Here is a 21,179-nt window from a genome sequence, read left to right on the forward strand (position 1 = left end):
CACGTGTCGGAGGGAGCTCAGCATGCTTCGTCGATTTCTCGTCCTGGCCGCGGTGGTCATCGCGGCGAGTTCCCTCCTGACGGCGCCGGCGCAGGCGACGTCCCGCCACGGCGGGTACCTGGCGCTCGGCGACTCCGTCGCGTTCGGTTACCGGCCCGAAGCGGGCGAGGACTACCCGAACGCGGCCAACTTCAGCGGCTACGCGGAGAAATACGCGGCCTTGCGCGGGCTTCGGCTGGCGAACGCGTCGTGCCCGGGTGAGACGACCGGGAGCCTGCTGGTGGTCACCGCTCCGAGCAACGGCTGCGAAAACGGCTACCGCTTGGCGTATCCCCTGCACGTTTCGTACGCGGGCAGCCAGATCGGCTACGCCGTGCAGTACCTGCGGACCCACCGCGACACCCGGCTCGTGACGCTCACGATCGGCGCGAACGACATGTTCCTGTGCCAGGACAACACCCCGGACCACTGCACGGGAGCGTCGTTCACCGCCGCGCTGAACCAGGTGAGCCGCAACCTCGCGTCGATCCTGTCGGCGGTGCGCGCCCAGTACCGCGGCGACGTGGTGCTGGTGTCGTACTACTCCCTCGACTACCGCGACCCGACGCAGGTGGCGCAGGTCAAGGCGATCAACGCGGCGCTGACCCAGGTGACCCGCCGCTACCACGGCAAGATCGCCGACGGCTTCACGGCGTTCCTGCTGGCATCCCTGCGCACGGGCGGCGACCCGTGCGCGGCGGGCTTGCTGGTGAAGCTGTCAACGGGCGGCTGCGACGTCCACCCGAGCGCGGCCGGCCACCGAGCGCTGACGGCGGCGCTGGCGTTCGCGCACTAGACGGTCCGAACCTCGACCCCGGCGGCTTCGAAGGCCCGCACAGCTTCGGGATCGGCGTCGGTATCGGTGACGAGGGCGTGGACCTGGGTGGTTTCACAGATCCGGGCAAAGGCCCGCCGCCCCAGCTTGGACCCATCGGCGACGGCGACCACACGCTCGGCGCGTTCGACCATCAGCCGGTTGATGCTGGCCTCGCCTTCGTGGTGGGCGAAGGCGCCGGCGTCGGCATCGAAGGCGTCGACGCCGAGGAAGAGCAGATCGATGCTGAGCTCACTGAGCACGCGAGTGGCGAGCGGCCCGCTCAGTTCGAAGGATTGAGGCCGCGCAACCCCACCGGTGACGACGATCTTGACGTTCGGCCGCACGGCCAGCTCGTGCGCGATGTTCAGGGCGTTGGTGACAACGGTGAGCCCGGGAGCGCTGTTGAGATCGGACCGCATGGCCAGAGCGCGCGCAACCCCGGCGGTGGTGGTCCCCCCGTTGAGGCCGACAACCATGCCTTTGCCGACTTCCCCCGCCGCGGCGGCGCTGATCCGCTGCTTTTCCGGGACGTGGCGGGCGGTCTTGTAGCGCAGGGGGAGGTCGTAGGCGAGGTCGTTGGCCACGGCACCGCCGCGGGTGCGGGTGAGGAGCTGTTGTTCGGCGAGGTGGTCGAGATCCCGCCGGATGGTGGCCGCGGAGACGTCCAGTTCCACCGCCACGTCCTCGACGTCGATCTTTTCCCGCTGGCCCAGCATGTCCAGGAGGGTGGTGAGTCTTTCGTGCCGGGCCATTCGCGGTGCTCCCTAGCTTGGCTTCGCGCATTCCCGTGCGCTGTTGGCCGGTGTTTCAAGCATTATGGTGCATTGGAGGTGTCTCTCGCACGCTACCCCTGCTATCACCTGTTCGTGTGGTGATCATGCGTTCGAAGTTGGCTAACCTTGTTTTATGGCAACGGAAGCGGTGTGGAAAGCGGATGCGATGGCTCTGGCCGATCGCATCTCCACTCTGCTTACTGTGGTGCGCTCCGCCGAGGCCGAGATCGGTGCGTTGCTGGTGGAGATCGAGTCCCGTGGGGTGATGGAGCTCTTCGGCTACCGGTCTGTGGCTCGTCTCTTCGAGCACCTGGCGGACGTGCCCAAGTCCGCCGCGGAAACGGTTGTCAAACGAGCCCGCTCCCTGCACCCCGGTCACCACCTCGACAGCCCTGCCGCAGTCGCCCCCTCCACCGCCGCGGCGGCTGCGGAGGGTCGCCTGAGCAACCCAATGATCGACACCATCGTCGGTGCGCTCACGCAGATCCCGCCCGAACACCGCGAGGACGCCGAACAGCACCTCCTCACCTTCGCCGAAGACGCTGGCCACAAACAGGTCGCCGCCCTCGGCGCCCGCATCGTGGCGCACCTGGACCTCGACGGCCCCGAACCCGACACCACCGAACCCGCGGTTCCTGGCCGGGAACTCTCCCTGCGCCGCAAAAGAACCGGTATCTGGGAGCTGCACGGCCGCTTCGACGACGAAACCGGAACTCGGACCAGTGCCCTCCTGGACGCGCTGGCCGAACGCCGCACCACGGACGAGGGTGGCGATCACCGTTCTCCGCAGGAACGTTACGGCGATGCGTTCTCCGACGCGATCGACCTCGCGCTCAACGCCCCGACCCTGCCGATGCAGGCAGGCGAGCGAGCGCACGTGATGGTCGCAGTCCACCTCAACGATCTGAAGTCCGCAGTCGGCCAGGCAACCCTCGGCGACACCGGCACAATCACCGCAGCCGAGGCCAGAATCCACGCCTGCGACAGCATGATCATCCCAGCAGTCCTAGGCGAGAAAAACGAGCCGCTGAACCTAGGCCGCCTCCGACGCCTGATCTCCGCAGGCTTATGCCGAGCGCTCTACCTGCGCGACCGAGGCTGCGCCTTCCCCGGCTGCCACCGCCCACCAAGGCATTGCCAAGGTCACCACATCCGCCACTGGGCAGAAGGTGGCCCGACGAACTTGGACAACCTGGTGTTGATGTGCGCCCACCACCACCGACTACTGCACCGCTCGGGTTGGGAGGTCCGCATCGCTGCCGATGGCCTCCCGGAGTTCTTACCGCCGGCGTTCTTGGATAAGCGCCGAAAACCCAGGCGCAACAACCTGCATCAACCGCTGCCGTTCGCAGCCTGAGACAACCAAAGATGGGAAAGGCCCGCAGCCACCGGCTACGGGCCTACACCCACGCCCTCACCCACCGGTTGCTCCACGCTCTCACCCACCGGTTGCTCCCGCCACTGCCCGCACCGGAGTCACCACAGCCGTCGCCGCCACCAGGCCGCGCCACGAATCGGCTGCTCAGAATGAGCCCGCAAGTTGCTCCAGCGCCACCGAACCCCGCGGCTCCACCCACCGGCCACGAATCCTCAACTAAACACTCAAGCTCATTTGCGCATCGTCAATCGGCTTAGCGAGCAGATTCGAGCATCAAGTGAGCAGTAGCGCGCAGGAGAAGGGAGCGGCGGGTGGCTGAGCGGGCGCCAGCGGGCACGAAAAAGGCCACCCTCGATGAGAGTGGCCCGCGAAGAACGAGCAAGTGAAGATTCCGCCGCTCTGGAGCTGGGACTATCGCCGGCCGCGCCGGAGGGCCTGCGGTCCCAGGCGACGGTAGGCGGGCGGCGGGCGGCGGTTCCGGCCAGCGGCGGCGCCGGAGGGCCTGCGGTCCCAGGCGACGGTAGGCGGGCGGCGGTTCCCGCCAGCGGCGGCGGGCGGCGGTCCCGGGCGGCGGGGAGACGGGAGGCGGGCAGGCGATCTCGGCCGTCGGGCTGCGAACCTACCGGGCCTTGCGCCGCCAAAGGCCCGTGACCACGGCCAACGCACGAGAGCGAGGTGTCCGCGCCGCCGCTGGCTCCGGACCCACCCGGCGGCGCATGCGGTACGCCAGCTCCAACACCTCCAGGTCCTCGGGGCGGCGTCTGCCGTGCACGTCCGGGCGGAGCATCAGCTCCCCCACCGTCACTGGCTTGCCACTGGCACGGTGCACCGTGCGCGCCATCGGGAACCTCCGCTTGCTCGGCCTACCGGGAGCTGATGGCTGCCGATTCTATGAATCGGATTCGGGTTCGTCACCTTACTGGCCAGTTGTGTCTCGCGTGTTCATCGAACCGGTCAGCCGGCGCGTTAGCCTCGGGGCATGATCACCACTGGGGGCCTCACCGCGGCAGACCGGCCGGCCTGGGAAAACCTGTTCGCCGGCTACAACACGTTCTACGGCCGGACGCTCGCGCCGGAACTCGTGGAGCGCGCGTGGCGCGAGTTCGAGAGCGGCGAACGGATGCACGCGCTCGGTGCGCGGCTCGACGGCGAACTCGTCGGCATCGTGCACTTCTTCACGCACCCGAGCACCACCTCCGCCGACGTCTGCTACCTGCAGGACCTCTTCACCGACACCAAAGCCCGCGGCCGCGGGGCCGGCCGGGCGCTGATCGAAGCCGTCGCCGACTGGGCCCGGACCGAAGGCTGCGTCCGCGTCTACTGGCACACCCAGACCTCGAACACCACAGCGCGCCGGCTCTACGACCAGGTCGCGCTCGACAAGGGCTTCATGCAGTACCAAATCCCGCTCTGACGTCACCGCCGGTGGTGGCCGCAGCCGTCGTGCCGGCCGCGCCACCACGTCGAAAAGTCCGGGATCTCGTGCCGCACCGGCGCCGCCTTCTTCGGCGGAGCCGGAGCCGGAGACAGAGCCGGAGCCTTCAGAACCTTCTGCGGCTTCACCTTGCCGACGACCTTGACCGCCTTGGCCAGATTCCCGCGACGAACGGAATTCGAAACCGGCTGCACCGCAACCGGCGCGACCTCGTCAGGAGCACTCGCCGCGGGAACGGATTTCGGAGCCGGGGCGGCAGGCGGCACGACGACGTCCGCGGGGAACGGCACCAGCGCGGCCGCCGGTGGTTCCAGCCCGACCGGCGGCCACGACGCGCCCGCGCCGCGCTCGACCGGCATCGACACCGCCGTCGCGACGCCGCCGGTCAGCGCCAGCGCGCCGGCGACCACCGAGAACACCCGCAACCGGGCCAGCGAGCGCAAAGCCTGCGGTTTCTCGCGGTGCCGCGGCGGCTCGCGGTGCCGCCCGTCGGTCGCGGACCGGACCAGCAGCTCGGCGACCGTGACCGCCTCGCCGCGCGGAGCCCTGCGTGCCATCAAACCCTCCACCTGGGCCGACCGGACGCGGGCAACTGCGTCCGGACGGCCGATCATAGGAATGGTCCAGCTTCCTGTAAAGGCTTGTTCACCCAGCGTTTCTAGGCGAGCCGGCCGCCACCGTCCACGTGCAGCACCGTGCCCGTCACGAACGGGTTCGCCAGCGCCTGCAGGGTCGCCGCGGCGACGTCCGCCGGACGGCCCACCCGGCGCGCCGGATTCGCTTCCGCGGTGCGGCGGAAGAAATCGTCCTTCCCCTCGCCGAGGCGATCCCACGCTCCCGAGTCGACGATGCCCGGCGAGACGGCGTTGACGCGGATCGGCGCGAGTTCGACCGCGAGCGCCTCCGCGAGGAACGCGACCGCGCCGTTCGTCGTCGCCATCACGACCCGCTCACGCGCCGGGCGCCACGCCGCGACCCCGGAGAACAACGCGATCGCGCCACCGTCCCGGAACCTCGGCGCGAACTGCCGAGCCAGTAGCAAGGGCCCGATCACCTTGGCGTCGAAAGCCCGGACGACGGCGTCCCGCGAAAGCGTCGCGAGGGGCCCGTTCGCCGGCGCCGCCGCGAGCGTGACGAGGTAATCGAGTTCGCCGACCTCCTCGGCAAGCGCTTTCAGCGACGATTCTTCGCCGAGATCCGCGAATGCGGCGCGAATACCGGGAACGGCGATCCGCACCGGGTCCCGCCCGGCCAGGACGACGTCGGCGCCCGCCGAGTGCGCGTCCACCGCGATCCGGCGCGCGATCCCCGATCCGCCGCCGACGACGACCAGCCGCTTTCCTTCGAACGACATTTTCGTGCTCCTTCCGTTTCGCATACCGGAGTCAGCGCGGCGGACCGCCGGAACCATCCCGTCGCGATCCGAATCTTTTCGATGGCTGCGATAGAATCGGCGAATGCCTACGCTGCGCGCCCTCGAGTGCCTGGTCGCCGTGCTGGACGCCGGGTCGATCACCGAGGCGGCCGCGCGGCTGCACCTCTCGCAACCCGCGCTGTCCCACCAGATCGGCGCGCTCGAACGGGAACTGGGCACGCCGGTGCTCGAACGGCTGCCGCGCGGCGTCCGCCCGACCGCCACCGGACGCGCGGTCCTGGCCGACGCGCGGGCGGCGCTGGCCGCCGCCGACCGCGTGGTCCGGACCGGCCGCGCGGTAGCCGGCGGCGGCGAAGGCACGCTGCGGATCGCGTGCGCGGAGAGCATGACCGCCGGGCTGCTCGCGCCCGTCCTGCGGGCCTGGCACCGGCACCGCCCCGGCGTGTCGATCACCCTGGCCGAGACGACGAGCGCGGACGCGCTGGTGACAGCGCTGGAAGCGGGCGAAGCGGACGTGGCCATCGGGCCGCGGCCGACCCGCTGGACCGGGCACGCCGAACTGGTGGGACGCGAGGAGGTCGTCGTCGCCCTGGCCGCCGACCACCCGCTCGCCACCCGGGCGGCGGTACCGATGGCCGAGCTGGCCGGCCTGCCGGTGGTGCACTACCACCCGGACAACGGCCTGGGCGGCTGGCTCGACGAGGAGGCGGCACGGCACGGAACCGTGCTGAGCGCGGTGATGCGGACGAAGCAGGCGGCGACGGCGGCCCAGCTCGCGGCGGCCGGGCTGGGCGTGGCGCTGGTCCCGGCGACCGCGCTGACCCGCACGTTCGCGGGTGCGCTGCGGCGGCTGAAGCCCGCGCTGCACCGGGACGTCGTCACGTTCACCGCGACGCCGTCGGATCCACTCGTCCGGCGGTTTCGCGCGGACGTACGGCACCGCGGGATCGCCCTTCCGGGCGCTCTGCAGGGCAAACTCTCCTCAGCACCGCGTTAAGTCCTGGTGAATGTGACAGATTTCCTACGAAGGTTTTGTGCCATCAGGACGAACTTCTCTTCGCCACCCCGATTTCGCTGTGCTATTCGCCAAAGTTTGGTTCCATCGGATAGCTTGCTCCTACCGGCCAGTACCGGCGGTGGGGCCGATCGGGTGAGGCGATCAGCGAAGATCAAGGGAAGCGGGGACGCACCATGGCGAAGCACCGGCCACGTCGCAAGAGCTCGCGGACGGTCCGCCGGGCCGCGGCCGCGCTCGCGGGCGGAGCGCTCGTCGTGCTGCCGACGCTGACCACCGGCCTGCCCGTGCCGGTCGTGGTCGCCAACGCCGGGGACGCTCTGCCGAACCAGGCCGCCCCGCTCCAGCAGCCGAACATCGTCATGCCGCCCGTCGCCGTCGACGGCAGCCTCCCGCAGCCGCCGCTGCCCACCCCGCTGGTCGTGCCCGGCGGGCGCGCGGGCTCCGCGGGCATCTCCGGGCCGCTCGGCATCCCGGCGAGCATGCTCAAGGCCTACCAGAACGCCGCCGCGATCCTGGCCAAGGAGCAGCCGAACTGCCACCTGGACTGGGCGCTGATCGCGAGCATCGGCCGGATCGAGTCGAACCACGCGCGCGGCGGGTACGTCAACGCCAACGGCGACACCCTTGAGCCGATCCTCGGCCCGGTGCTCAACGGCGCCGGCGCGTTCGCCGCGATCCCGGACACCGACGGCGGCAAGTACGACGGCGACGCGGTCTGGGACCGCGCGGTCGGCCCGACGCAGTTCATCCCGTCGACGTGGCGCGGCTACGCCTCCGACGGCAACGGCGACGGCGTGTCCAACCCGAACAACATCTACGACGAGGCCCTGGCCACCGCGCGCTACCTGTGCTCGGGCGGACTGGACCTCTCGACGGACGCGGGCCAGCGCCTGGCCGTCCGCCGGTACAACAACTCGCAGTCCTATGTGGACACGGTGCTGGCGTGGGCCGCGGCCTACCGCGGCGGCGTGGCCCAGCTGCCCGACAGCGAGGTCCCGATCGGCACGCCGAACGCCCCGGACGCGGCCGCCGCCGGTGGCCCGGTCGGCGCGCCCGCCCCGCCGGCGCCGCCGGTGGTCGCCCAGCCGCCGGGCTCGCTCCCGGTCACGACGACGCCGCCGGGCAGCACGCCGCCGTCGTCCACGCCGACCACCAAGCCCAGCACGCCCACGTCGGACCCGACCTCGACCCCGCCCTCGTCCAGCACGCCGCCGGAGACGACGTCGAGCACGCCCACGACCAGCAGCGCGGCGCCGACGAGCACCGCCGCCGACTCGGCGAGCACCCCGACCGAATCCACCACGACCAGCCCGACGGGATGAGCCCGGTGGAGCCGTTCCTGGTGCACATCCGCTGCGACACCGACGGCTACACCCACGCCGTCACCGAGGACGAGTTCGCGGCGGGCCGGCACGACGGGCGGTTCCGCGCGGTGTGCGGGCACGTGGTGCTGGCGGCGCCGATGATCGAGGCGCCCGGCCGGTTCGACCCCGTCTGCCGGGTCGTCCTGCGCGACGCGCCCGAGCCGTCGGTGCCGCGGCAGGAGCGGCGCCGGTCGAGGTGGCGGACCCGGCGTTAGCCGACCTGCGCCTGGATGCCGTCCAACATGCGGTTGAGCCCGAACTCGAAGGCCGCTTCCCCTTGGCCCTTCGCGCTCTCGTCGAAGCCGCCGCCGAGCCAGATCCGGTTCATCGCCGGGTGCGCGTCGACGACGAAGTAGTTCTCCCAGAACGACGAGCGCTGGTGCCACCACGCTTCGGTCGACTGCCCGGTGCTGCGCTCGAGGCGCGTGTTCTCCGCGCCCAGCGCCGCGTTCGCGTCGACGTACGTGCCGATTCCGTTGGCCGCCGCGACGGCCTGCCGCGGCGGCAGCCCCAGATCGTCCATTATGGACAGCAGGTACTCCTGGCCCGCCAGCTGACCGGGCCCGAGCGGCGGCCGGACCCGCGAAACCTCGCACAGCCACGAGTGGGTGCGGTACGCCTCGCGCGTCCGCTCCGCGTACAGCGCCACCTGCGCGCGCCAATCCGCCGGCCGCGGCTCGCCCGGCCCGGGCAGCCGGCGCTCGACGAGCACGTCGTCGACCATCAGGTCCACCAGCTCGGCCTTGCCGGGGACGTACGTGTAGAGCGTCATCGTGCCGGCGCCGAGCTCCTTGGCGACGCGGTGCATCGACGCGGCGGCCAGCCCGTCGGCGTCGGCGACCGCGATCGCCGCGGCGACGATCCGCTCGATCGTCAGCGTCGGGCGGCGGCCCCGGGTCGGCTCGGCCGCGCCGCCGCGGGCGCGCCAGAGCAGCGCGAGGGTCCGGTCCACGTCGTCGGCACCAGTGCGTTCGGCGGTCATGCGCTCCCCTCGCTCCCCGCCGGTGATCCTACCCGGACCGGCCGTCCGACCTGGCATTCTGGAGTCATGACCCGACGCAAACCGCCCAAGGTCGCCTTCCGCTGGTGGGTCGACCGGCAGATCGACGAGGCCCGCGACCGCGGTGAGTTCGACGACCTGCCCGGCACCGGCAAGCCGCTGCCGAAGCCCACCGGCCACGACGCGGCGACCGACTGGGTGCTGCGGCAGGTCCGGGCCGGCGGCCACGACACCAAGGCGTTGCTGCCGCCGGCGCTCGCGCTCAAGCGCGAAGTCCAGGACCTGCCGGGCCGGCTCACCGCCGAACGGACCGAGCAGCGGGTGCGGGAGGTCGTCGACGACCTCAACACGCGGATCCGCCAGGCCTACCTCAACCACCACACGGGACCGCCGCTCACGGTGGCGCTGGTGGACGTCGAGGAGGCCGTGGCGGACTGGCGTCGCTCACGAGCCGCGTCGTAGCAGCGCCCGTTCCGCGGCGGTCCACGCCGTCGTCGTGAGCAGGTAGATCCCGGCGGCCTGCGGCAGGACGAGCGTCGCGAGCACCGTGCCGTAGGGCAGCAGCCGGATCAGCTTGCCGCCCGGCACGCCGTCGGCGGCCTGCCGGTTCTGCCGGACCGAGAACCACGCGACGAGCGCCAGCCCGGCGGCGACGACGTACACGAGCGGGCCGCCGGCGAGACCGTGCGCGCCCAGCGGCGTCCCCAGCAGGGTCGAGCCGAGCAGCGAGTTGGGCTCGCCGCCGATGACCGGCGTCGTGAAGAGCCGGTACATGACCGTGAAGAACGGCAACTGCAGCAGCATCGGCAGGCAGCCGGTGAACAACGAGGTCCCGGACTCCCGCTGCAGCTTGGTCACCTCCGCGGCGAGCCGGTCGCGGTCGCTTCCGTGCTTCGCTTGCAGCGTCTTGATTTCCGGCAGCAACGCGGCCCGGGCGCGCTCGCCGCGCGCGGCCGACCGGGCGAGGGGGTGCAGCAGGAGCCGCACCCCGAGGGTGAAAACGACGATGGCCAACGCGGTCGAGAACGGACCGGTCAGCGCGTGGATCAGGTGGTACGCGCCTTCGACGGGCACGTCGAGAAAGCCGAACATGGGCAGCACTCCGCATGAGCAGAAGGGGTGGGGGTGAGCGGAATGGCTGCGTCGAAGAGGTTCCTACGCAGCCGTGCTGCGGGAACCGGGTGCTCGTGGCCTGCTGCGTCCCGGGGCGCCGGGGTCGCGCAGGCGGATCGATTCGGCACGCCGGGCGCGGCGGCGCAGGGCGGTCGCGCGGCTGCGCACCGGCGCCGACCAGAGGGCGAGCTCAGCTCGGTGGGTGCTGCCGACCAGCAGCACGACCAGCAGGCTCGCGGCGGCGATCGAGGCGAAGGCGACCAGCGCCGTCGGGCTCGCGAGAACGGGGAACACCAGCTCCAGCAGTGTGTTCACGGCCTCGTCACCCCCTATCGCCCGAAACCCCAGGGTAGCGGAATCGCGACCCCCGGCGGTCCGGGGTAACAGCCCGATGGGCTGTAACCTGAATCGATGAGAGGCCAATTCGTCGTCGTGCCGATCCTGGCGCTGATCCTGCTGTTCACCGTGCCCTGGTGGACGCTCGTCCTCGCGCCGGACTGGGGCACGGCGGCCACGATCGCCGGCACCGCGGTGTTCGCGCTGGGCCTGGTGACCATGCCGGTCGCGATGTTCCGCGGGCACGCGCGGCACCAGGACGGCGCCGCGAAGCTCGGCGACTCGCTGCTGGCCGTGATCTGGGTCCTGTTCAGCTGGTCGGTCCTGAGCCTGGTGCTGCGCGCCGCGCTGCTCGGCGTCGACGACCCGCTGCGCTCGCGGATCGTCGCGGGCGCGACCTTCCTCGTGGCGGCCGGGCTGCTCGTGCACGGCAACCGCGTCGCGATGCGGGTGCCGCCGGTGAAGGCGACCGACGTCGTCATCCCGCGGCTCGGCCCCGGCCTCGACGGCCTGCGCGTGGCCGTGCTGACCGACACCCACTACGGGCCGATCGACCGGACGAAGTGGTCGGAGCAGGTCGTCGCGGCGGTCAACGCGCTCGACGCGGACGTCGTCTGCCACGCCGGCGACCTCGCCGACGGCGCGGTGGCCGCGCGCCGCAAGCAGGTCGACCCGCTCGGCGGCGTCCAGGCCGCGCTCGGGCGGTTCTACATCACCGGCAACCACGAGTACTTCGGCGAGGCCCAGGCCTGGATCGACCACATGGAAGGGCTCGGCTGGGACACGCTGCACAACCGCTCGACGCTGCTGGAGCGCGACGGCGACCGCATCGTGTTCGCCGGCATCGACGACCCGACCGGGTCGGCGTCCGGCCTGCCCGGCCACGGTCCCGACCTGGCGGCGGCGCTGGCGGACGCCCCGGCCGACGTCCCGGTGGTCCTGCTGGCGCACCAGCCGAAGCAGGTCAAGCAGGCGCGCGAAGCCGGCGTCGCGCTGCAGATCTCCGGGCACACGCACGGCGGGCAGATCTGGCCGTTCCACCTCCTGGTGCGGCTCGACCAGCCGACGCTGTCGGGGCTGACCCGGCACGGACCGACCCAGCTGTACAACAGCCGGGGCACCGGGTTCTGGGGGCCGCCGTTCCGCGTCTTCGCGCCCAGCGAAATCACGCTCCTCACGCTGCGCTCGGCCTGACCTCGAGGAAGTCCTCTCTCATTGATCGCCGGCTCACCGACAAATTTTTTTGTCTTGACAGTTTCGACAGTCGGATGCCACGCTGTTCGCCATGACCACCACGACGCTTCCCACCAGCACTTTCTCGTCCACCCGCACGCTGCTGACCTGCGGAATCCTCGCCGGGCCCGTCTTCGTCGCCACCGGCGTCGTCCAGGGCCTGACCCGCGCCGGCTTCGACTTCACGCGGCACCCCGCGAGCGTCCTGTCCAACGGGTCGCTCGGCTTCGTCCAGATCACGAACTTCCTGGTCACGGGCTTGCTCACGATCGCCGCCGCGGCCGGGATCCGGCGTGTGCTGCCCGGGCGGTGGGGGCCGAGACTCCTCACCGGCTACGGAATCAGCCTGCTGTGCGCGGGCGTGTTCCGCGCCGACCCGCAGGACGGCTTCCCGGCCGGGACGCCCGCGGGTCCGCCGTCGTCGATCAGCTGGCACGGCACGCTGCACTTCGCCGCCGGCGGCATCGGATTCCTCGCCCTGGTCGGGGCCTGCTTCGCGATCGGCTCGCACCTGGCACCCGCGCGGGCGTGGTACTCGCGGCTCAGCGGGTTGCTGTTCCTCGCGGGCTTCGCGGGCGTAGCGTCCGGATCGGCGAGCCCGGCCGTCACGCTCGGCTTCTGGGCGGCCGTGGTCGTCGCGTTCACGTGGCTCGCCGCCACGTCCACCTACCTGCTGTCGCGAGGAGAGGCCCGATGAGCACGACGGTTTCCGCCGACGGCACGAAGATCGCCTACACCCGCGCCGGGTCCGGCCCCGCGCTCGTCCTCGTCGACGGCGCGATGTGCTACCGCGGCTCGTCCCCGAACGACGCGCTCGCGAAGGAGCTGGCCACGCGCTTCACGGTGTACACCTACGACCGCCGCGGCCGCGGCGAGAGCGGCGACACCGGGCCGTACGCGGTCGAGCGCGAGGTCGAGGACCTCGCCGCGCTGATCAAGGAGGCGGGCGGAGAGGTCTTCCTGTTCGGCATCTCCTCGGGCGCCGCGCTGGCGCTGGAGGCGGCCCGCTCCTTGCCCGTGACGAAGCTGGCGCTGTACGAGCCACCGTTCGTCGTCGACGGCACGCGTCCCCGCGTCCCGGCCGGCTACCCGGCCCGGCTCGACGCGGCACTGGCCGCGGGCAAGCCCGGCACGGCGGTGAAGATGTTCATGACCGAGGGCGTCGGCTTGAGCGGCGCGACGGTGGCGCTGATGCGGATCATGCCGTTCTGGGCGAAGCTCAAGCGCGTGGCCCACACGCTCCCGTACGACACGGCGCTGGTCGGCGACCACCAGTCGGGTGCGCCGCTGCCAGCCGCGTGGCCCGAGGTGAAGGTTCCGACGCTGGTGGCGGACGGCGGCAAGAGCCCGGAGTGGATGCGCAACGGCGTGTCGTCGCTGGCGAAGGTGCTGCCGTCGGCCGAGTACCGGACGCTGCCGGGCCAGACGCACATCGTGAAGGCGGCGGCGCTGGCCCCGGCGCTGGCGGAGTTCTACCTGGGCTAGCCGCCCTCGTCACAACTCCCTTGCCCGGTCGATCACCGACCGGGCAGGGTGCAGGCGTGCCCACCCGCGCCCTGGTCTTCGACTTCGACGGGACCCTCGCCGACACCGAGTCCGCCGTCCTGCAGTCGTGGCGGGAGCTGTTCCTCGACCACGGCGTCGAGCTGCCGATGGAAGCCTGGTACGCCGTCATCGGGACGCAGCACACGACACCCGCCATGTTCGCCCTGCTCGCCGAGCACGTCCCGGGCATCGACCCCGAGGCGCTGCGGCCGAAGTCCAAGGCCCGCGTCTACGAACTCCTCGACGAGCTGGGCCCGCGCGACGGCGTCCGCACCTACCTGGAGACCGCGAAGCAGCACGGCCTGAAGCTCGCCGTGGCCTCCAGCTCGTCCGGGGCCTGGGTGAACCCGCACCTCGAGCGGCTCGGCATCGCGCCCTACTTCGACGCCGTCCTGACCGGGGACCTCCACAAGGCCAAGCCGGACCCCGACCTCTACCTCGCCGCCCTGGCCGCGCTCGGCACCACCGCGGCGGAGACCATCGCCTTCGAGGACACGCCCCACGGCGTCACCTCCGCCAAGGCCGCCGGGCTGACCTGCGTCGCCGTGCCGAACGCCATCACCGAGAGCCTCGACTTCGGCCAGGCCGACGTCGTGCTCCCGTCCTTCACCGCCAAGCCGCTCGAGGCCCTACTGACCCACTAGCTCCAGCAGCCGGTCCAGGAACGGCAGCTGGCCCTTGACCAGCTTTTCGCGCGCGACCTCGAGCGAGAACCACGAAACCCGGTCCACCTCGGGGAACTCCTGCTGCCGGCCCGAGCGCGGTGGCCACTCCATGCTGAACGTCCCGGGCACGACCGACGCCGGATCGAGGTCCGCTTCGACCGCCCACGCCGTGACGACCTTGCCGCCGGACTGCTTCACCTCGCCCAGCGGGACGTACTCACCGGACGGCGCCGGCAGGCCCAGCTCCTCTTCGAACTCACGCCGCGCGGCGTGCTCCGGCTCCTCGTCCGGATCCAGCTCACCCTTGGGCAGCGACCACGCCGCCGCGTCCTTCTTCGCCCAGAACGGCCCGCCCATGTGCCCGAGCAGCACTTCGACGTCGTCGCCCCGCCCGCGGTGGAGCAGGAGCCCGGCACTGCGTTTGCCCGCCATCGCCCCAGTCAACCGCATGCGGCCGGCCGGCCGAACAGGACACCGGCGTTCGTCGCGCGGGGTCGCTGACCCAGGACGTCGTAGGCGGCCCAGACGCTGACCTGGGTGGCGGTGAGGACCGGACGGCCGGCGGCTTCGTCGAGCCGGTCGGCGATCGCGGCGGTGTGCAGGGCGGTCTCGGGCAGGACCACGGCCTGGGCCTCGTCGTGGCGGCAGGACCGGACCAGCGCTTCGATCCGGTCGGCGGTCCACCCGGCGAGCTCGCGGTCGGAGGGGGCATCGGCGTCGACGCGGCCGACGGTGGTCGCGCCGGCTTCGGCGAGGCGCCGGACGAAGTGCGCACTGGCCGAGGGGTGGTAGACCGAGGCCAGGGCCACTCTCGTCAGCCCGAGCCGCCGCACGGCGTGCTGGAACGCCGAAGTCGTGCTGACCGTGGGCCGCCCGGTCAGCCGCCGCAGGGTGCGGAGCTGGCGGCCGACGCCGTGCTCGCCGTGCAGGAAACTGGCGCTGGTCACGGCGAAGATCGCCGCGTCGAAGCCGTCCAGTGCGGGGATCACCCGCTCGAGGTGGGCGTCCGAGCCCAGCTCGCGGACCGCGGCGTAGGTCTGCTCGGTGCCGAGCGCGGACAGGTCCCCGACACCGTCCGGCCAGGGGAAGTGGACCGGGACGACTTCGGCCGGCGGATCGCAGCGCGCGGCGAGGTCGATGAAGTCGTCCTCGGCGGCGTCCGGCGTGGGGTAGAGCAGGGCCAAGCGGATCATCCTCGCGGGTACCCACGCGGCCCGAAAAAACTTTCGCGGGGTTGTCGATCCGGGGAGAAGCCACTCGACGCGTAGGCAGAAGGCAAGGAAGAACCCAGGGAAGGAACCCCGCCATGACCACCACCATCGCCCGCGAGACCCAGACCCGCACCGCCGCCACCCGGACCGCCCCGGTCACCGGCATCGTCGTCGGCGCGAGCCGGGTCGTGATCTCGTTCCTCTTCGGCTTCCACGGCCTGCAGGGATTCGGCTTCTTCGGTGGCATCGACGGCCAGGGCGGCGGCGTCCCGTTCGGCTCGTTCCCCGGCTGGTGGGGCAGCGTCCTCGAGCTCGTGGGCGCGGTGCTGCTGTTCGCCGGGCTCGGCAGCCGCGCGGCCGCGATCCTGCTGTCCGGCGTGATGGCGTACGCCTACTTCACCGTGCACGCGCCGATGGGGCTGCTGCCCCTGCAGAACATGGGCGAGCCCGCCGCGGTGTACGCGTGGATCTTCCTGCTGTTCGCCGCGATCGGCCCGGGCCGGTTCGCCGTCGACAACCTGATCAAGCGCCGCCGCTGAGCCGAACCCCGGCGCGGTCCGGTCAGTAGCCGCCCTGGGCGGCCGCGAGGTCGGACCGCGCCATCACGTGTTCCATCAGGCTCGTCAGGACCTGCTTCGTCGACTCCCGCTCGCGCGCGTCGCACAGCAGCAGCGGGACGTCCATGCCGACGTCGAGCGCCTGCCGGACCTCCTCGGTGCCGTAGCGGTACGCGCCGTCGAAGCAGTTCACGCCGACGACGAACGGCAGGTTGCGGCGCTCGAAGAAGTCCACCGCCGCGAAGCAGCTGTCCAGCCGGCGGGTGTCGGCCAGCACGACGGCGCCGAGCGCGCCTTCGGCCAGCTCGTCCCACATGAACCAGAACCGGTCCTGCCCCGGCGTGCCGAACAGGTACAGGATCAGGTCCGGGTTGATCGTGATGCGGCCGAAGTCGAGCGCGACCGTCGTGGTGGTCTTCTGCTCGATCCCCGAGAGGTCGTCGACCCCCTCGGACGCGGTCGTGATGACCTCTTCGGTGCGCAGCGGCGGCACTTCGCTCACCGAGCCGACCATCGTGGTCTTGCCGACCCCGAACCCGCCGGCGATGAGTACCTTGACCGCGGTCGCGGTCAGGTTCCGCCGGGGATCAGAGTTTCCGGATGCCATCAAGGACCGCCTGCAATACGTGTCGGTTGGGGGTTTCCTGGACCGGTGCCGCGGTGCGGAACAGCACCAGGTTCTGCTCGATGAGGTCGCTGAGCATCACCTTGACCACCGGCAGCGGCAGGTCGACGCGCGCGGCGACCTCCGCCACCGAGACCGGCCGCTGGCACAGGGCGATGATGCGCGCGTACTCCGGTTCGAGCATGCCCGCTTCGTGCGCCGTCCGCAGCGCGACGACGAGCGTGATGAGGTCGAGCCCGAGCGTGTCCGACCGCGTGCGGCCGCCCGTGACCGCGTAGGACCGGACCAGGGGGCCGGCCTCGTCGTCGAACCAGGCTTCGTGCCGCCCGCTCATGGCGACGTGGGCTGGACGCCGGCGCCGGTCCGCGGAGCCGAGGTGAGCACCTGACCGACCCGCTTCACCATCAGGTTCATCTCGTACGCGACGAGGCCCATGTCCGCGTCTTCGCGGGCCAGGAGCGCGAGGCAGGCGCCCCGCCCGGCCGCCGTCACGAACAAGAACGCGTGGTCCATCTCGACCATCGTCTGACGGACGTTGCCGCCGCCGAAGTGCCGGCCGGTCCCGCGGGCGAGGCTCTGGAACGCCGAGGCGACGGCCGAAAGGTGCTCGGCGTCCTCCTCGGACAGGTTGCCCGACCGCCCGATGAGCAGGCCGTCCGAGGACAGGACCACCGCGCGGTCCGCCCCGGCGACCCGCTTGACGAGGTCGTCCAGCAGCCAGTCGAGCTCACTGACGTTGGCCATTAGTCGCGCTCTCCGTACCTGTCGTCGTTCTCAGCCGGTTGTTCTTCGTCACGGGCCCGGCGGGTGCCCTGCTGGAAGGCGGAAAGCCTGCTGCGGGCGGCTTCCGGCGAGTCCAGCCTGACCTCTTCGCGCTCCTGTGCGGGCCTATCTTCCCGCAACTGCGGAACGAGGCTCTGCTGACGTCGCCGTTGCGGCAGCGGCGGGCGGCCGGGGGCCTCCGGGCGGCGCGGCTGCGAGGGCCGGCCTTCGGGCACCGCGGGCCGCGGTTCCGACGGCGGCCACGCCGGCTGCGGCGCGGCCGGGCGGGCCGGGCGCGAGGTCCGGGCGGACGGCGCGGCCGGGCGCACCGGCGCGACCGCCGGCTGCGCCTGCGTCGGCTGGCTGACCGGCTCGGACGCCGGCACGGACCCGACCGGGACCGGCGTCGGCGCCGACGGCGGCTGCGCCGGGGCCGGCGGCGCGACGGGCGCGATCGGCTCGGGCTGGGTCACCGGCGCCGGCGGCTCGGTGCGGTGGCGGGCCGGGCGGCGGACGGGCCGGCGCAGCGGCGCGACCTCGTCGTTGGCCGGCTCCTGATCGACCGGGTTCGGCACGAGCTCCGGCTTCGGCGGCGTGATCGGCTGCTCCGGCTCGCTCTCGGCGAGCGGGGCGAGCAGGTCGGTGCGCACCAGCACGATGGCCCGGGTGCCGCCGTAGGCCGACTCCCGCAGGTGGACCTGGATGCCGTGGCGGGCGGCCAGCCGCGCGACCACGAACAGGCCCAGGCGCGGCTCGTCGGACAGCGCCATGATCCCGAAGTCCGGCGGGTTGGCCAGCATCGAGTTGATCTCTTCGGTCTGGTCCGGCTCGAGCCCGAGGCCCTGGTCCTCGACCTCGATCACGACGCCCTTGCCGACCACGTTGCCGCGGACCTCGACGCGCGACTGCGGCGGTGAGAACGACGTCGCGTTGTCGATCAGCTCGGCGAGCAGGTGCACGAGGTCGCCGACGACCGGGCCGCGGATGGCGATCTGGGGCAGCGCGGCCGTCTTCACGCGGGCGAAGTCCTCGGTCTCGGCGGACGCGCCGCGGACCAGCTCGGCCAGCCCGACCGGGTTGCGCCACTGCCGGCCCGGCTGCCCGCCGCCGAGGATGATCAGGTTCTCGGCGTTGCGGCGGGCGCGGGTGGAGAGGTGGTCGAGCTGGAACAGGGTGTCCAGCTGCTCCGGGTCCTCCTGCTTGCGCTCGGCCTGGTCGAGCACCTTGAGCTGGCGGTGCACGATGACCTGGCTGCGGTGGGCGATGTTGAGGAACACCGTCTTGGTGCCCTCCTTGATCTTCGCCTCGTCGATGGCGGCCGCGATGGCGGTCTGCTGCGCCTTGTTGAACGCGTCGGCGACCTGGCCGATCTCGTCGGTGCCGTGGTCGAGGAAGTGCCCGCCCTCTTCGAGGTCGACGGGCTCGCCCGCCTGGACCCGGGCGACCAGCTCCGGCAGCCGGACCTCGGCCGCGTCGAGGGTGTCCTCGCGCAGCCGGTGCAGGCGGCCGATGAGCCGGTTCGACAGCCGGACGGCGACGAACACCACGAAGACCGCGAACAGGACGGCGATCACGCCGGCGATCAGCGACTCGGTGAACGTCGAGTCGGCGTCGTCGATCGCGGCCGCGCTCGCGTTCGAGCTCTGCGCGACGAAGATGCCCATCAGGGCGTCGCCGACCTGACGCGCGGCGGTGCGCCACTGGTCCTGCGCCACCGGCAGCTTCGAGAGGTCACCGCGCAGGAAAGCGGTTTCGACCTGGGTGACCGTCTGCCACGGCTGGCTGGCCAGCAGCTGGTCGTACTTGGCCTTGACCTCGGGGATCATCTTCGGCGCCGACGCGTCGAGCTGCGCGTGGTAGGCACCGACCTGGCCGACGTAGGTGCGGAACTCGTCGTTGCCGAGCCCGCCGGCGGCGAGCCCCGCCGCGGCGAGCGCGTCGCTGCGCTGCATCTGGTCCGCGGCGGTGAACATCGGGATGGCGGTCAGCCGGTCGAACGCGTTCTGCGCGCCGCGGGCGTTCTGCGCCAGCCCGGCGACGCCGTCGGTGAACTGGTCGATGATCTTGTTGTAGTAGCCGAAGGCCTGCAGCATCTGCATCTGGCCGCCGTCGACGGCCTGGCGGGTCTGCGGCAGCTGCTGGAACAGCCCGAAGAACGTGGCGATGTTCTTCTGGACGCTCGGCGGCGTCCCGTCGTAGTCGGCGAAGTTGTCGCGGAGGTTCTCGATCTCCTTGGCGGCGGTCGCGTCGACCTTCGGCCGGATGGCCGCGAGCACGGCCCGCTGGTTGCCCTGGCCGGCCAGGAGGCTCAGCGTCGCCTGGCGCTCCTGCTGGAGCGCGGCGAAGAACGGGATCGCCGGGGCTTCCGAGTTCCGGATCTTGGTCGTGTAGTCGCGCGCGGTCACCGCGTCGTAGATGAGGTAGCCCGCGAGGGCCACGCCGACGAGCAGCAGGGCAACACTGGGGATGAGCGCGATCGTGAGCACGCGCTTCCGAATCGAGGATCCCCGGTTGCGTCGAAGAGAAATCTGCTTCACCTGGGTCCGTTTTCCTTCCGGCAGTACATGGTTTCGGGTCGCCCGAGGCGGTCAACACCCGGATTCCGACCAGCCGGATCAACATCACCGTGGTCTGCTTCGCCCGCGACGACGGTATGCAGCCGCTCAGGGCGCGTCAAGTCCGTGGCGAGAACGTGATCTTGGAACGGTGACCCGTCCACACTTGCTGCCTGCGCTTGGAAAGTCCACCACCGAAAGTCGTGACGTTCGTCCCAGGTCGACTTCCGTTCCGCCCCTTGGGTGCAGGCTCTTCGGTGGTGCGATCGACCCAACGGTCCGGCGAGGATCCGCTACGTACGGAAGAGCCGGATGGTTCGGTGAGAAAGGTCACGAGTGCGCCGCGCCGATCGGCGCCGGCTCGTTCGTCCGGGGTCCCCGGTCTCCGCAAAGCGGAATTGCGTGGCATTCGACACCATCGCCACGGATTCACCGGGCGGGCAGCCGAAATTCCCGCCATTCCGCATACGCAGTGGTTCGACCACCGCGCGTGGCGCCCGCGAGGGGCCTGGAACCGGTTCCGCGGCCGTCAGCCCCGGAACTCGTCGGCGAGGGTGTTCCAGAACTGCAGTTCGTAGCTCTGGAACAGCCGGGCGTAGAGGTGGGCTTCGCGTTCGTCGAGCCGGTGCGCGTCGATCCCGGCCTGGATCGCGGCGAGCGCTTGTTCTTCGATTTCCGGAACGTCCGCAGCGAAGAAGTCGAAGAACGCGCACTCGGCGTCGCCGAAGCCGTAGTGGCGGCGCATGGCCGCGGCGACGTCGGCGCAGTACCGGCCGAAGGCGGCGAAGTTCGCGTAGATCCCCGCCGCGGTCGCCGACGACTCGCCGTTCAGCGCGAGCCACGCGACGTACGCGGGGTAGGCCTGGCAGCCCGCCCGCGGCCGTTCCTTCCCGTGGTCCGGACCGGCCGCCGCGATCAACGCGTCGAGCATCCCGTTCGCCTGCTGCTCCCCCGGCGCGAGACCGCCGAAGAAGGTCCGCGCGTTCGGCTCGTCGGCGCGGGCGGCGAGCGCGTGGAAGCTGCGCCAGTCCGAGAGCGTGATCCGCTTCTCCTCCGCGGCGAGCGCGGCGAACACCGCGCGCGGCGCGCGGCCGGCGGCGAGCAGCGGGACGAGCCGGTTGTCGTCGTCGCGCGGTGCGAGCTCCGCCTGGATCTCGTCATGCAGTTTCCGAGCCGACCTCGTCATCGCATTCCCCCCTGGAAGTCCCCTCCATTGAACCGGAGTTCGCGCGCCGGCGCCCGTGTGCACTGTGGACAGTCGTGGGGAGCTGACCGCGAAGGGCCGGGTAAAGGGGGCGTTTGACGTGGCCGCGATTCTCTATCCACCTCGGCGGGGAGCCAATACAGTGTGGGCCATCTTCAGCACCGAGGAGGCCAG

General features: G+C 71.5%; 25 protein-coding genes. 12 read left to right on the plus strand and 13 right to left on the minus strand.

Translation table 11 applies throughout. From position 1 onward, the window contains the following. The first annotated feature begins 22 nt into the window (after positions 1-22). Positions 23-835 (plus strand): SGNH/GDSL hydrolase family protein, encoded by an 813-nt coding sequence (locus BLV96_RS13470; protein ID WP_086673436.1) that lies wholly within the window; start codon positions 23-25, stop codon positions 833-835. On the opposite strand, the gene BLV96_RS13475 is transcribed toward BLV96_RS13470, so the two are convergent. Beyond that, positions 832-1,608, minus strand: coding sequence for a DeoR/GlpR family DNA-binding transcription regulator (locus BLV96_RS13475; RefSeq protein ID WP_086673435.1), 777 nt, complete (start codon positions 1,606-1,608; stop codon positions 832-834). The genes BLV96_RS13470 and BLV96_RS13475 overlap by 4 nt on opposite strands. Before the next feature lie 154 nt (positions 1,609-1,762). On the opposite strand from BLV96_RS13475, the gene BLV96_RS13480 reads away from it, so the two are divergent. Both BLV96_RS13480 and BLV96_RS13490 read left to right on the plus strand, forming a co-directional pair. Then, complete coding sequence (locus tag BLV96_RS13480; protein WP_086673433.1) at positions 1,763-2,986, plus strand: HNH endonuclease signature motif containing protein; 1,224 nt, start codon at positions 1,763-1,765, stop codon at positions 2,984-2,986. Between the two features lie 1,000 nt (positions 2,987-3,986). Then, entirely contained in the window at positions 3,987-4,421 is a 435-nt protein-coding gene (locus BLV96_RS13490; protein ID WP_086684951.1) for a GNAT family N-acetyltransferase, read from the plus strand. A 2-nt stretch (positions 4,422-4,423) separates the two neighbouring features. Here BLV96_RS13490 and BLV96_RS13495 read toward each other — a convergent pair whose 3' ends face one another. Both BLV96_RS13495 and BLV96_RS13500 read right to left on the minus strand, forming a co-directional pair. Then, positions 4,424-4,999 (minus strand): hypothetical protein, encoded by a 576-nt coding sequence (locus BLV96_RS13495; RefSeq protein ID WP_091389140.1) that lies wholly within the window; start codon positions 4,997-4,999, stop codon positions 4,424-4,426. A gap of 101 nt (positions 5,000-5,100) precedes the next feature. Continuing rightward, positions 5,101-5,796 (minus strand): SDR family oxidoreductase, encoded by a 696-nt coding sequence (locus tag BLV96_RS13500; RefSeq protein ID WP_091389142.1) that lies wholly within the window; start codon positions 5,794-5,796, stop codon positions 5,101-5,103. 103 nt (positions 5,797-5,899) lie between these two features. On the opposite strand from BLV96_RS13500, the gene BLV96_RS13505 reads away from it, so the two are divergent. The 3 genes from BLV96_RS13505 (at position 5,900) to BLV96_RS13515 (ending at position 8,414) form a co-directional block, all read left to right on the plus strand. Next, a complete protein-coding gene (locus tag BLV96_RS13505; protein WP_091389145.1) occupies positions 5,900-6,814 on the plus strand; it encodes a LysR family transcriptional regulator in 915 nt (304 codons plus the stop codon). A gap of 194 nt (positions 6,815-7,008) precedes the next feature. Further along, a complete protein-coding gene (locus tag BLV96_RS13510) occupies positions 7,009-8,157 on the plus strand; it encodes a lytic transglycosylase domain-containing protein (protein ID WP_091389147.1) in 1,149 nt (382 codons plus the stop codon). After that, positions 8,154-8,414: a hypothetical protein gene (locus BLV96_RS13515; protein ID WP_244180212.1), complete on the plus strand. Its 261-nt coding sequence runs from the start codon at positions 8,154-8,156 to the stop codon at positions 8,412-8,414. The genes BLV96_RS13510 and BLV96_RS13515 overlap by 4 nt, the downstream gene beginning before the upstream one ends. Here BLV96_RS13515 and BLV96_RS13520 read toward each other — a convergent pair. Beyond that, complete coding sequence (locus tag BLV96_RS13520; RefSeq protein ID WP_091389150.1) at positions 8,411-9,181, minus strand: TetR/AcrR family transcriptional regulator; 771 nt, start codon at positions 9,179-9,181, stop codon at positions 8,411-8,413. The genes BLV96_RS13515 and BLV96_RS13520 overlap by 4 nt on opposite strands. A gap of 66 nt (positions 9,182-9,247) precedes the next feature. Between BLV96_RS13520 and BLV96_RS13525 the strand changes: the two genes are divergently transcribed. After that, entirely contained in the window at positions 9,248-9,661 is a 414-nt protein-coding gene (locus BLV96_RS13525; RefSeq protein WP_091389153.1) for a DnaJ family domain-containing protein, read from the plus strand. Here BLV96_RS13525 and BLV96_RS13530 read toward each other — a convergent pair. Further along, complete coding sequence (locus BLV96_RS13530; protein WP_091389155.1) at positions 9,644-10,291, minus strand: YidC/Oxa1 family membrane protein insertase; 648 nt, start codon at positions 10,289-10,291, stop codon at positions 9,644-9,646. The two genes, BLV96_RS13525 and BLV96_RS13530, sit on opposite strands and share 18 nt — an antisense overlap. A gap of 63 nt (positions 10,292-10,354) precedes the next feature. Then, positions 10,355-10,627: a DUF6412 domain-containing protein gene (locus tag BLV96_RS13535; protein WP_091389158.1), complete on the minus strand. Its 273-nt coding sequence runs from the start codon at positions 10,625-10,627 to the stop codon at positions 10,355-10,357. 96 nt (positions 10,628-10,723) lie between these two features. On the opposite strand from BLV96_RS13535, the gene BLV96_RS13540 reads away from it, so the two are divergent. The 4 genes from BLV96_RS13540 (at position 10,724) to BLV96_RS13555 (ending at position 14,070) form a co-directional block, all read left to right on the plus strand. Next, on the plus strand, positions 10,724-11,842 hold the full coding sequence (locus tag BLV96_RS13540) for a metallophosphoesterase (protein WP_244180213.1): 1,119 nt from the start codon (positions 10,724-10,726) through the stop codon (positions 11,840-11,842). Positions 11,843-11,933: 91 nt separating this feature from the next. Then, entirely contained in the window at positions 11,934-12,578 is a 645-nt protein-coding gene (locus BLV96_RS13545; RefSeq protein WP_091389162.1) for a DUF998 domain-containing protein, read from the plus strand. Further along, on the plus strand, positions 12,575-13,366 hold the full coding sequence (locus tag BLV96_RS13550; protein ID WP_091389164.1) for an alpha/beta fold hydrolase: 792 nt from the start codon (positions 12,575-12,577) through the stop codon (positions 13,364-13,366). Before BLV96_RS13545 ends, BLV96_RS13550 begins: the two co-directional genes overlap by 4 nt. 56 nt (positions 13,367-13,422) lie before the next feature. After that, positions 13,423-14,070: an HAD family hydrolase gene (locus tag BLV96_RS13555; RefSeq protein ID WP_086674898.1), complete on the plus strand. Its 648-nt coding sequence runs from the start codon at positions 13,423-13,425 to the stop codon at positions 14,068-14,070. Here BLV96_RS13555 and BLV96_RS13560 read toward each other — a convergent pair. Both BLV96_RS13560 and BLV96_RS13565 read right to left on the minus strand, forming a co-directional pair. After that, positions 14,056-14,523, minus strand: coding sequence for an NUDIX hydrolase (locus BLV96_RS13560; RefSeq protein WP_086674899.1), 468 nt, complete (start codon positions 14,521-14,523; stop codon positions 14,056-14,058). The genes BLV96_RS13555 and BLV96_RS13560 overlap by 15 nt on opposite strands. A gap of 8 nt (positions 14,524-14,531) precedes the next feature. Next, the gene (locus BLV96_RS13565) at positions 14,532-15,275 is read right to left on the minus strand and encodes an aspartate racemase/maleate isomerase family protein (RefSeq protein ID WP_143050961.1); all 744 of its coding nucleotides are present in this window, start codon (positions 15,273-15,275) and stop codon (positions 14,532-14,534) included. 122 nt (positions 15,276-15,397) lie between these two features. Here BLV96_RS13565 and BLV96_RS13570 point away from each other — a divergent pair, with 122 nt between their 5' ends. Beyond that, the gene (locus BLV96_RS13570; protein ID WP_086674901.1) at positions 15,398-15,841 is read left to right on the plus strand and encodes a DoxX family protein; all 444 of its coding nucleotides are present in this window, start codon (positions 15,398-15,400) and stop codon (positions 15,839-15,841) included. A gap of 22 nt (positions 15,842-15,863) precedes the next feature. Here the strand turns inward: BLV96_RS13570 and BLV96_RS13575 are convergent, their stop codons facing one another. From BLV96_RS13575 to BLV96_RS13595, 5 genes are all read right to left on the minus strand, one after another. Continuing rightward, positions 15,864-16,466 carry a GTP-binding protein gene (locus BLV96_RS13575; RefSeq protein WP_086674902.1) on the minus strand — a complete coding sequence of 201 codons (603 nt, stop codon included), beginning with the start codon at positions 16,464-16,466 and terminating at the stop codon, positions 15,864-15,866. After that, positions 16,447-16,818, minus strand: coding sequence for a DUF742 domain-containing protein (locus tag BLV96_RS13580; RefSeq protein WP_072476759.1), 372 nt, complete (start codon positions 16,816-16,818; stop codon positions 16,447-16,449). The genes BLV96_RS13575 and BLV96_RS13580 overlap by 20 nt, the downstream gene beginning before the upstream one ends. Further along, positions 16,815-17,228 carry a roadblock/LC7 domain-containing protein gene (locus BLV96_RS13585; RefSeq protein WP_072476758.1) on the minus strand — a complete coding sequence of 138 codons (414 nt, stop codon included), beginning with the start codon at positions 17,226-17,228 and terminating at the stop codon, positions 16,815-16,817. The genes BLV96_RS13580 and BLV96_RS13585 overlap by 4 nt, the downstream gene beginning before the upstream one ends. Continuing rightward, on the minus strand, positions 17,228-19,732 hold the full coding sequence (locus tag BLV96_RS13590) for a sensor histidine kinase (RefSeq protein ID WP_086674903.1): 2,505 nt from the start codon (positions 19,730-19,732) through the stop codon (positions 17,228-17,230). The genes BLV96_RS13585 and BLV96_RS13590 overlap by 1 nt, the downstream gene beginning before the upstream one ends. A 598-nt stretch (positions 19,733-20,330) precedes the next feature. Further along, positions 20,331-20,987: a transcriptional regulator gene (locus tag BLV96_RS13595; RefSeq protein WP_086674904.1), complete on the minus strand. Its 657-nt coding sequence runs from the start codon at positions 20,985-20,987 to the stop codon at positions 20,331-20,333. Between the last annotated feature and the right edge of the window lie 192 nt (positions 20,988-21,179).

Source organism: Amycolatopsis pretoriensis, assembly GCF_900107925.1.
GTDB classification, from domain to species: domain Bacteria; phylum Actinomycetota; class Actinomycetes; order Mycobacteriales; family Pseudonocardiaceae; genus Amycolatopsis; species Amycolatopsis pretoriensis.

Coding starts and splice junctions, on each gene's coding strand:
- BLV96_RS13490 (WP_086684951.1), top strand. CDS start 3,987: ATGATCACCACTGGGGGCCTCACCGCGGCAGACCGGCCGGCCTGGGAA.
- BLV96_RS13515 (WP_244180212.1), top strand. CDS start 8,154: ATGAGCCCGGTGGAGCCGTTCCTGGTGCACATCCGCTGCGACACCGAC.
- BLV96_RS13530 (WP_091389155.1), bottom strand. CDS start 10,291: ATGTTCGGCTTTCTCGACGTGCCCGTCGAAGGCGCGTACCACCTGATC.
- BLV96_RS13495 (WP_091389140.1), bottom strand. CDS start 4,999: ATGGCACGCAGGGCTCCGCGCGGCGAGGCGGTCACGGTCGCCGAGCTG.
- BLV96_RS13545 (WP_091389162.1), top strand. CDS start 11,934: ATGACCACCACGACGCTTCCCACCAGCACTTTCTCGTCCACCCGCACG.
- BLV96_RS13480 (WP_086673433.1), top strand. CDS start 1,763: ATGGCAACGGAAGCGGTGTGGAAAGCGGATGCGATGGCTCTGGCCGAT.
- BLV96_RS13540 (WP_244180213.1), top strand. CDS start 10,724: ATGAGAGGCCAATTCGTCGTCGTGCCGATCCTGGCGCTGATCCTGCTG.
- BLV96_RS13505 (WP_091389145.1), top strand. CDS start 5,900: ATGCCTACGCTGCGCGCCCTCGAGTGCCTGGTCGCCGTGCTGGACGCC.
- BLV96_RS13520 (WP_091389150.1), bottom strand. CDS start 9,181: ATGACCGCCGAACGCACTGGTGCCGACGACGTGGACCGGACCCTCGCG.
- BLV96_RS13500 (WP_091389142.1), bottom strand. CDS start 5,796: ATGTCGTTCGAAGGAAAGCGGCTGGTCGTCGTCGGCGGCGGATCGGGG.
- BLV96_RS13470 (WP_086673436.1), top strand. CDS start 23: ATGCTTCGTCGATTTCTCGTCCTGGCCGCGGTGGTCATCGCGGCGAGT.
- BLV96_RS13550 (WP_091389164.1), top strand. CDS start 12,575: ATGAGCACGACGGTTTCCGCCGACGGCACGAAGATCGCCTACACCCGC.
- BLV96_RS13560 (WP_086674899.1), bottom strand. CDS start 14,523: ATGGCGGGCAAACGCAGTGCCGGGCTCCTGCTCCACCGCGGGCGGGGC.
- BLV96_RS13475 (WP_086673435.1), bottom strand. CDS start 1,608: ATGGCCCGGCACGAAAGACTCACCACCCTCCTGGACATGCTGGGCCAG.
- BLV96_RS13525 (WP_091389153.1), top strand. CDS start 9,248: ATGACCCGACGCAAACCGCCCAAGGTCGCCTTCCGCTGGTGGGTCGAC.
- BLV96_RS13595 (WP_086674904.1), bottom strand. CDS start 20,987: ATGACGAGGTCGGCTCGGAAACTGCATGACGAGATCCAGGCGGAGCTC.
- BLV96_RS13570 (WP_086674901.1), top strand. CDS start 15,398: ATGACCACCACCATCGCCCGCGAGACCCAGACCCGCACCGCCGCCACC.
- BLV96_RS13575 (WP_086674902.1), bottom strand. CDS start 16,466: ATGGCATCCGGAAACTCTGATCCCCGGCGGAACCTGACCGCGACCGCG.
- BLV96_RS13510 (WP_091389147.1), top strand. CDS start 7,009: ATGGCGAAGCACCGGCCACGTCGCAAGAGCTCGCGGACGGTCCGCCGG.
- BLV96_RS13585 (WP_072476758.1), bottom strand. CDS start 17,228: ATGGCCAACGTCAGTGAGCTCGACTGGCTGCTGGACGACCTCGTCAAG.
- BLV96_RS13580 (WP_072476759.1), bottom strand. CDS start 16,818: ATGAGCGGGCGGCACGAAGCCTGGTTCGACGACGAGGCCGGCCCCCTG.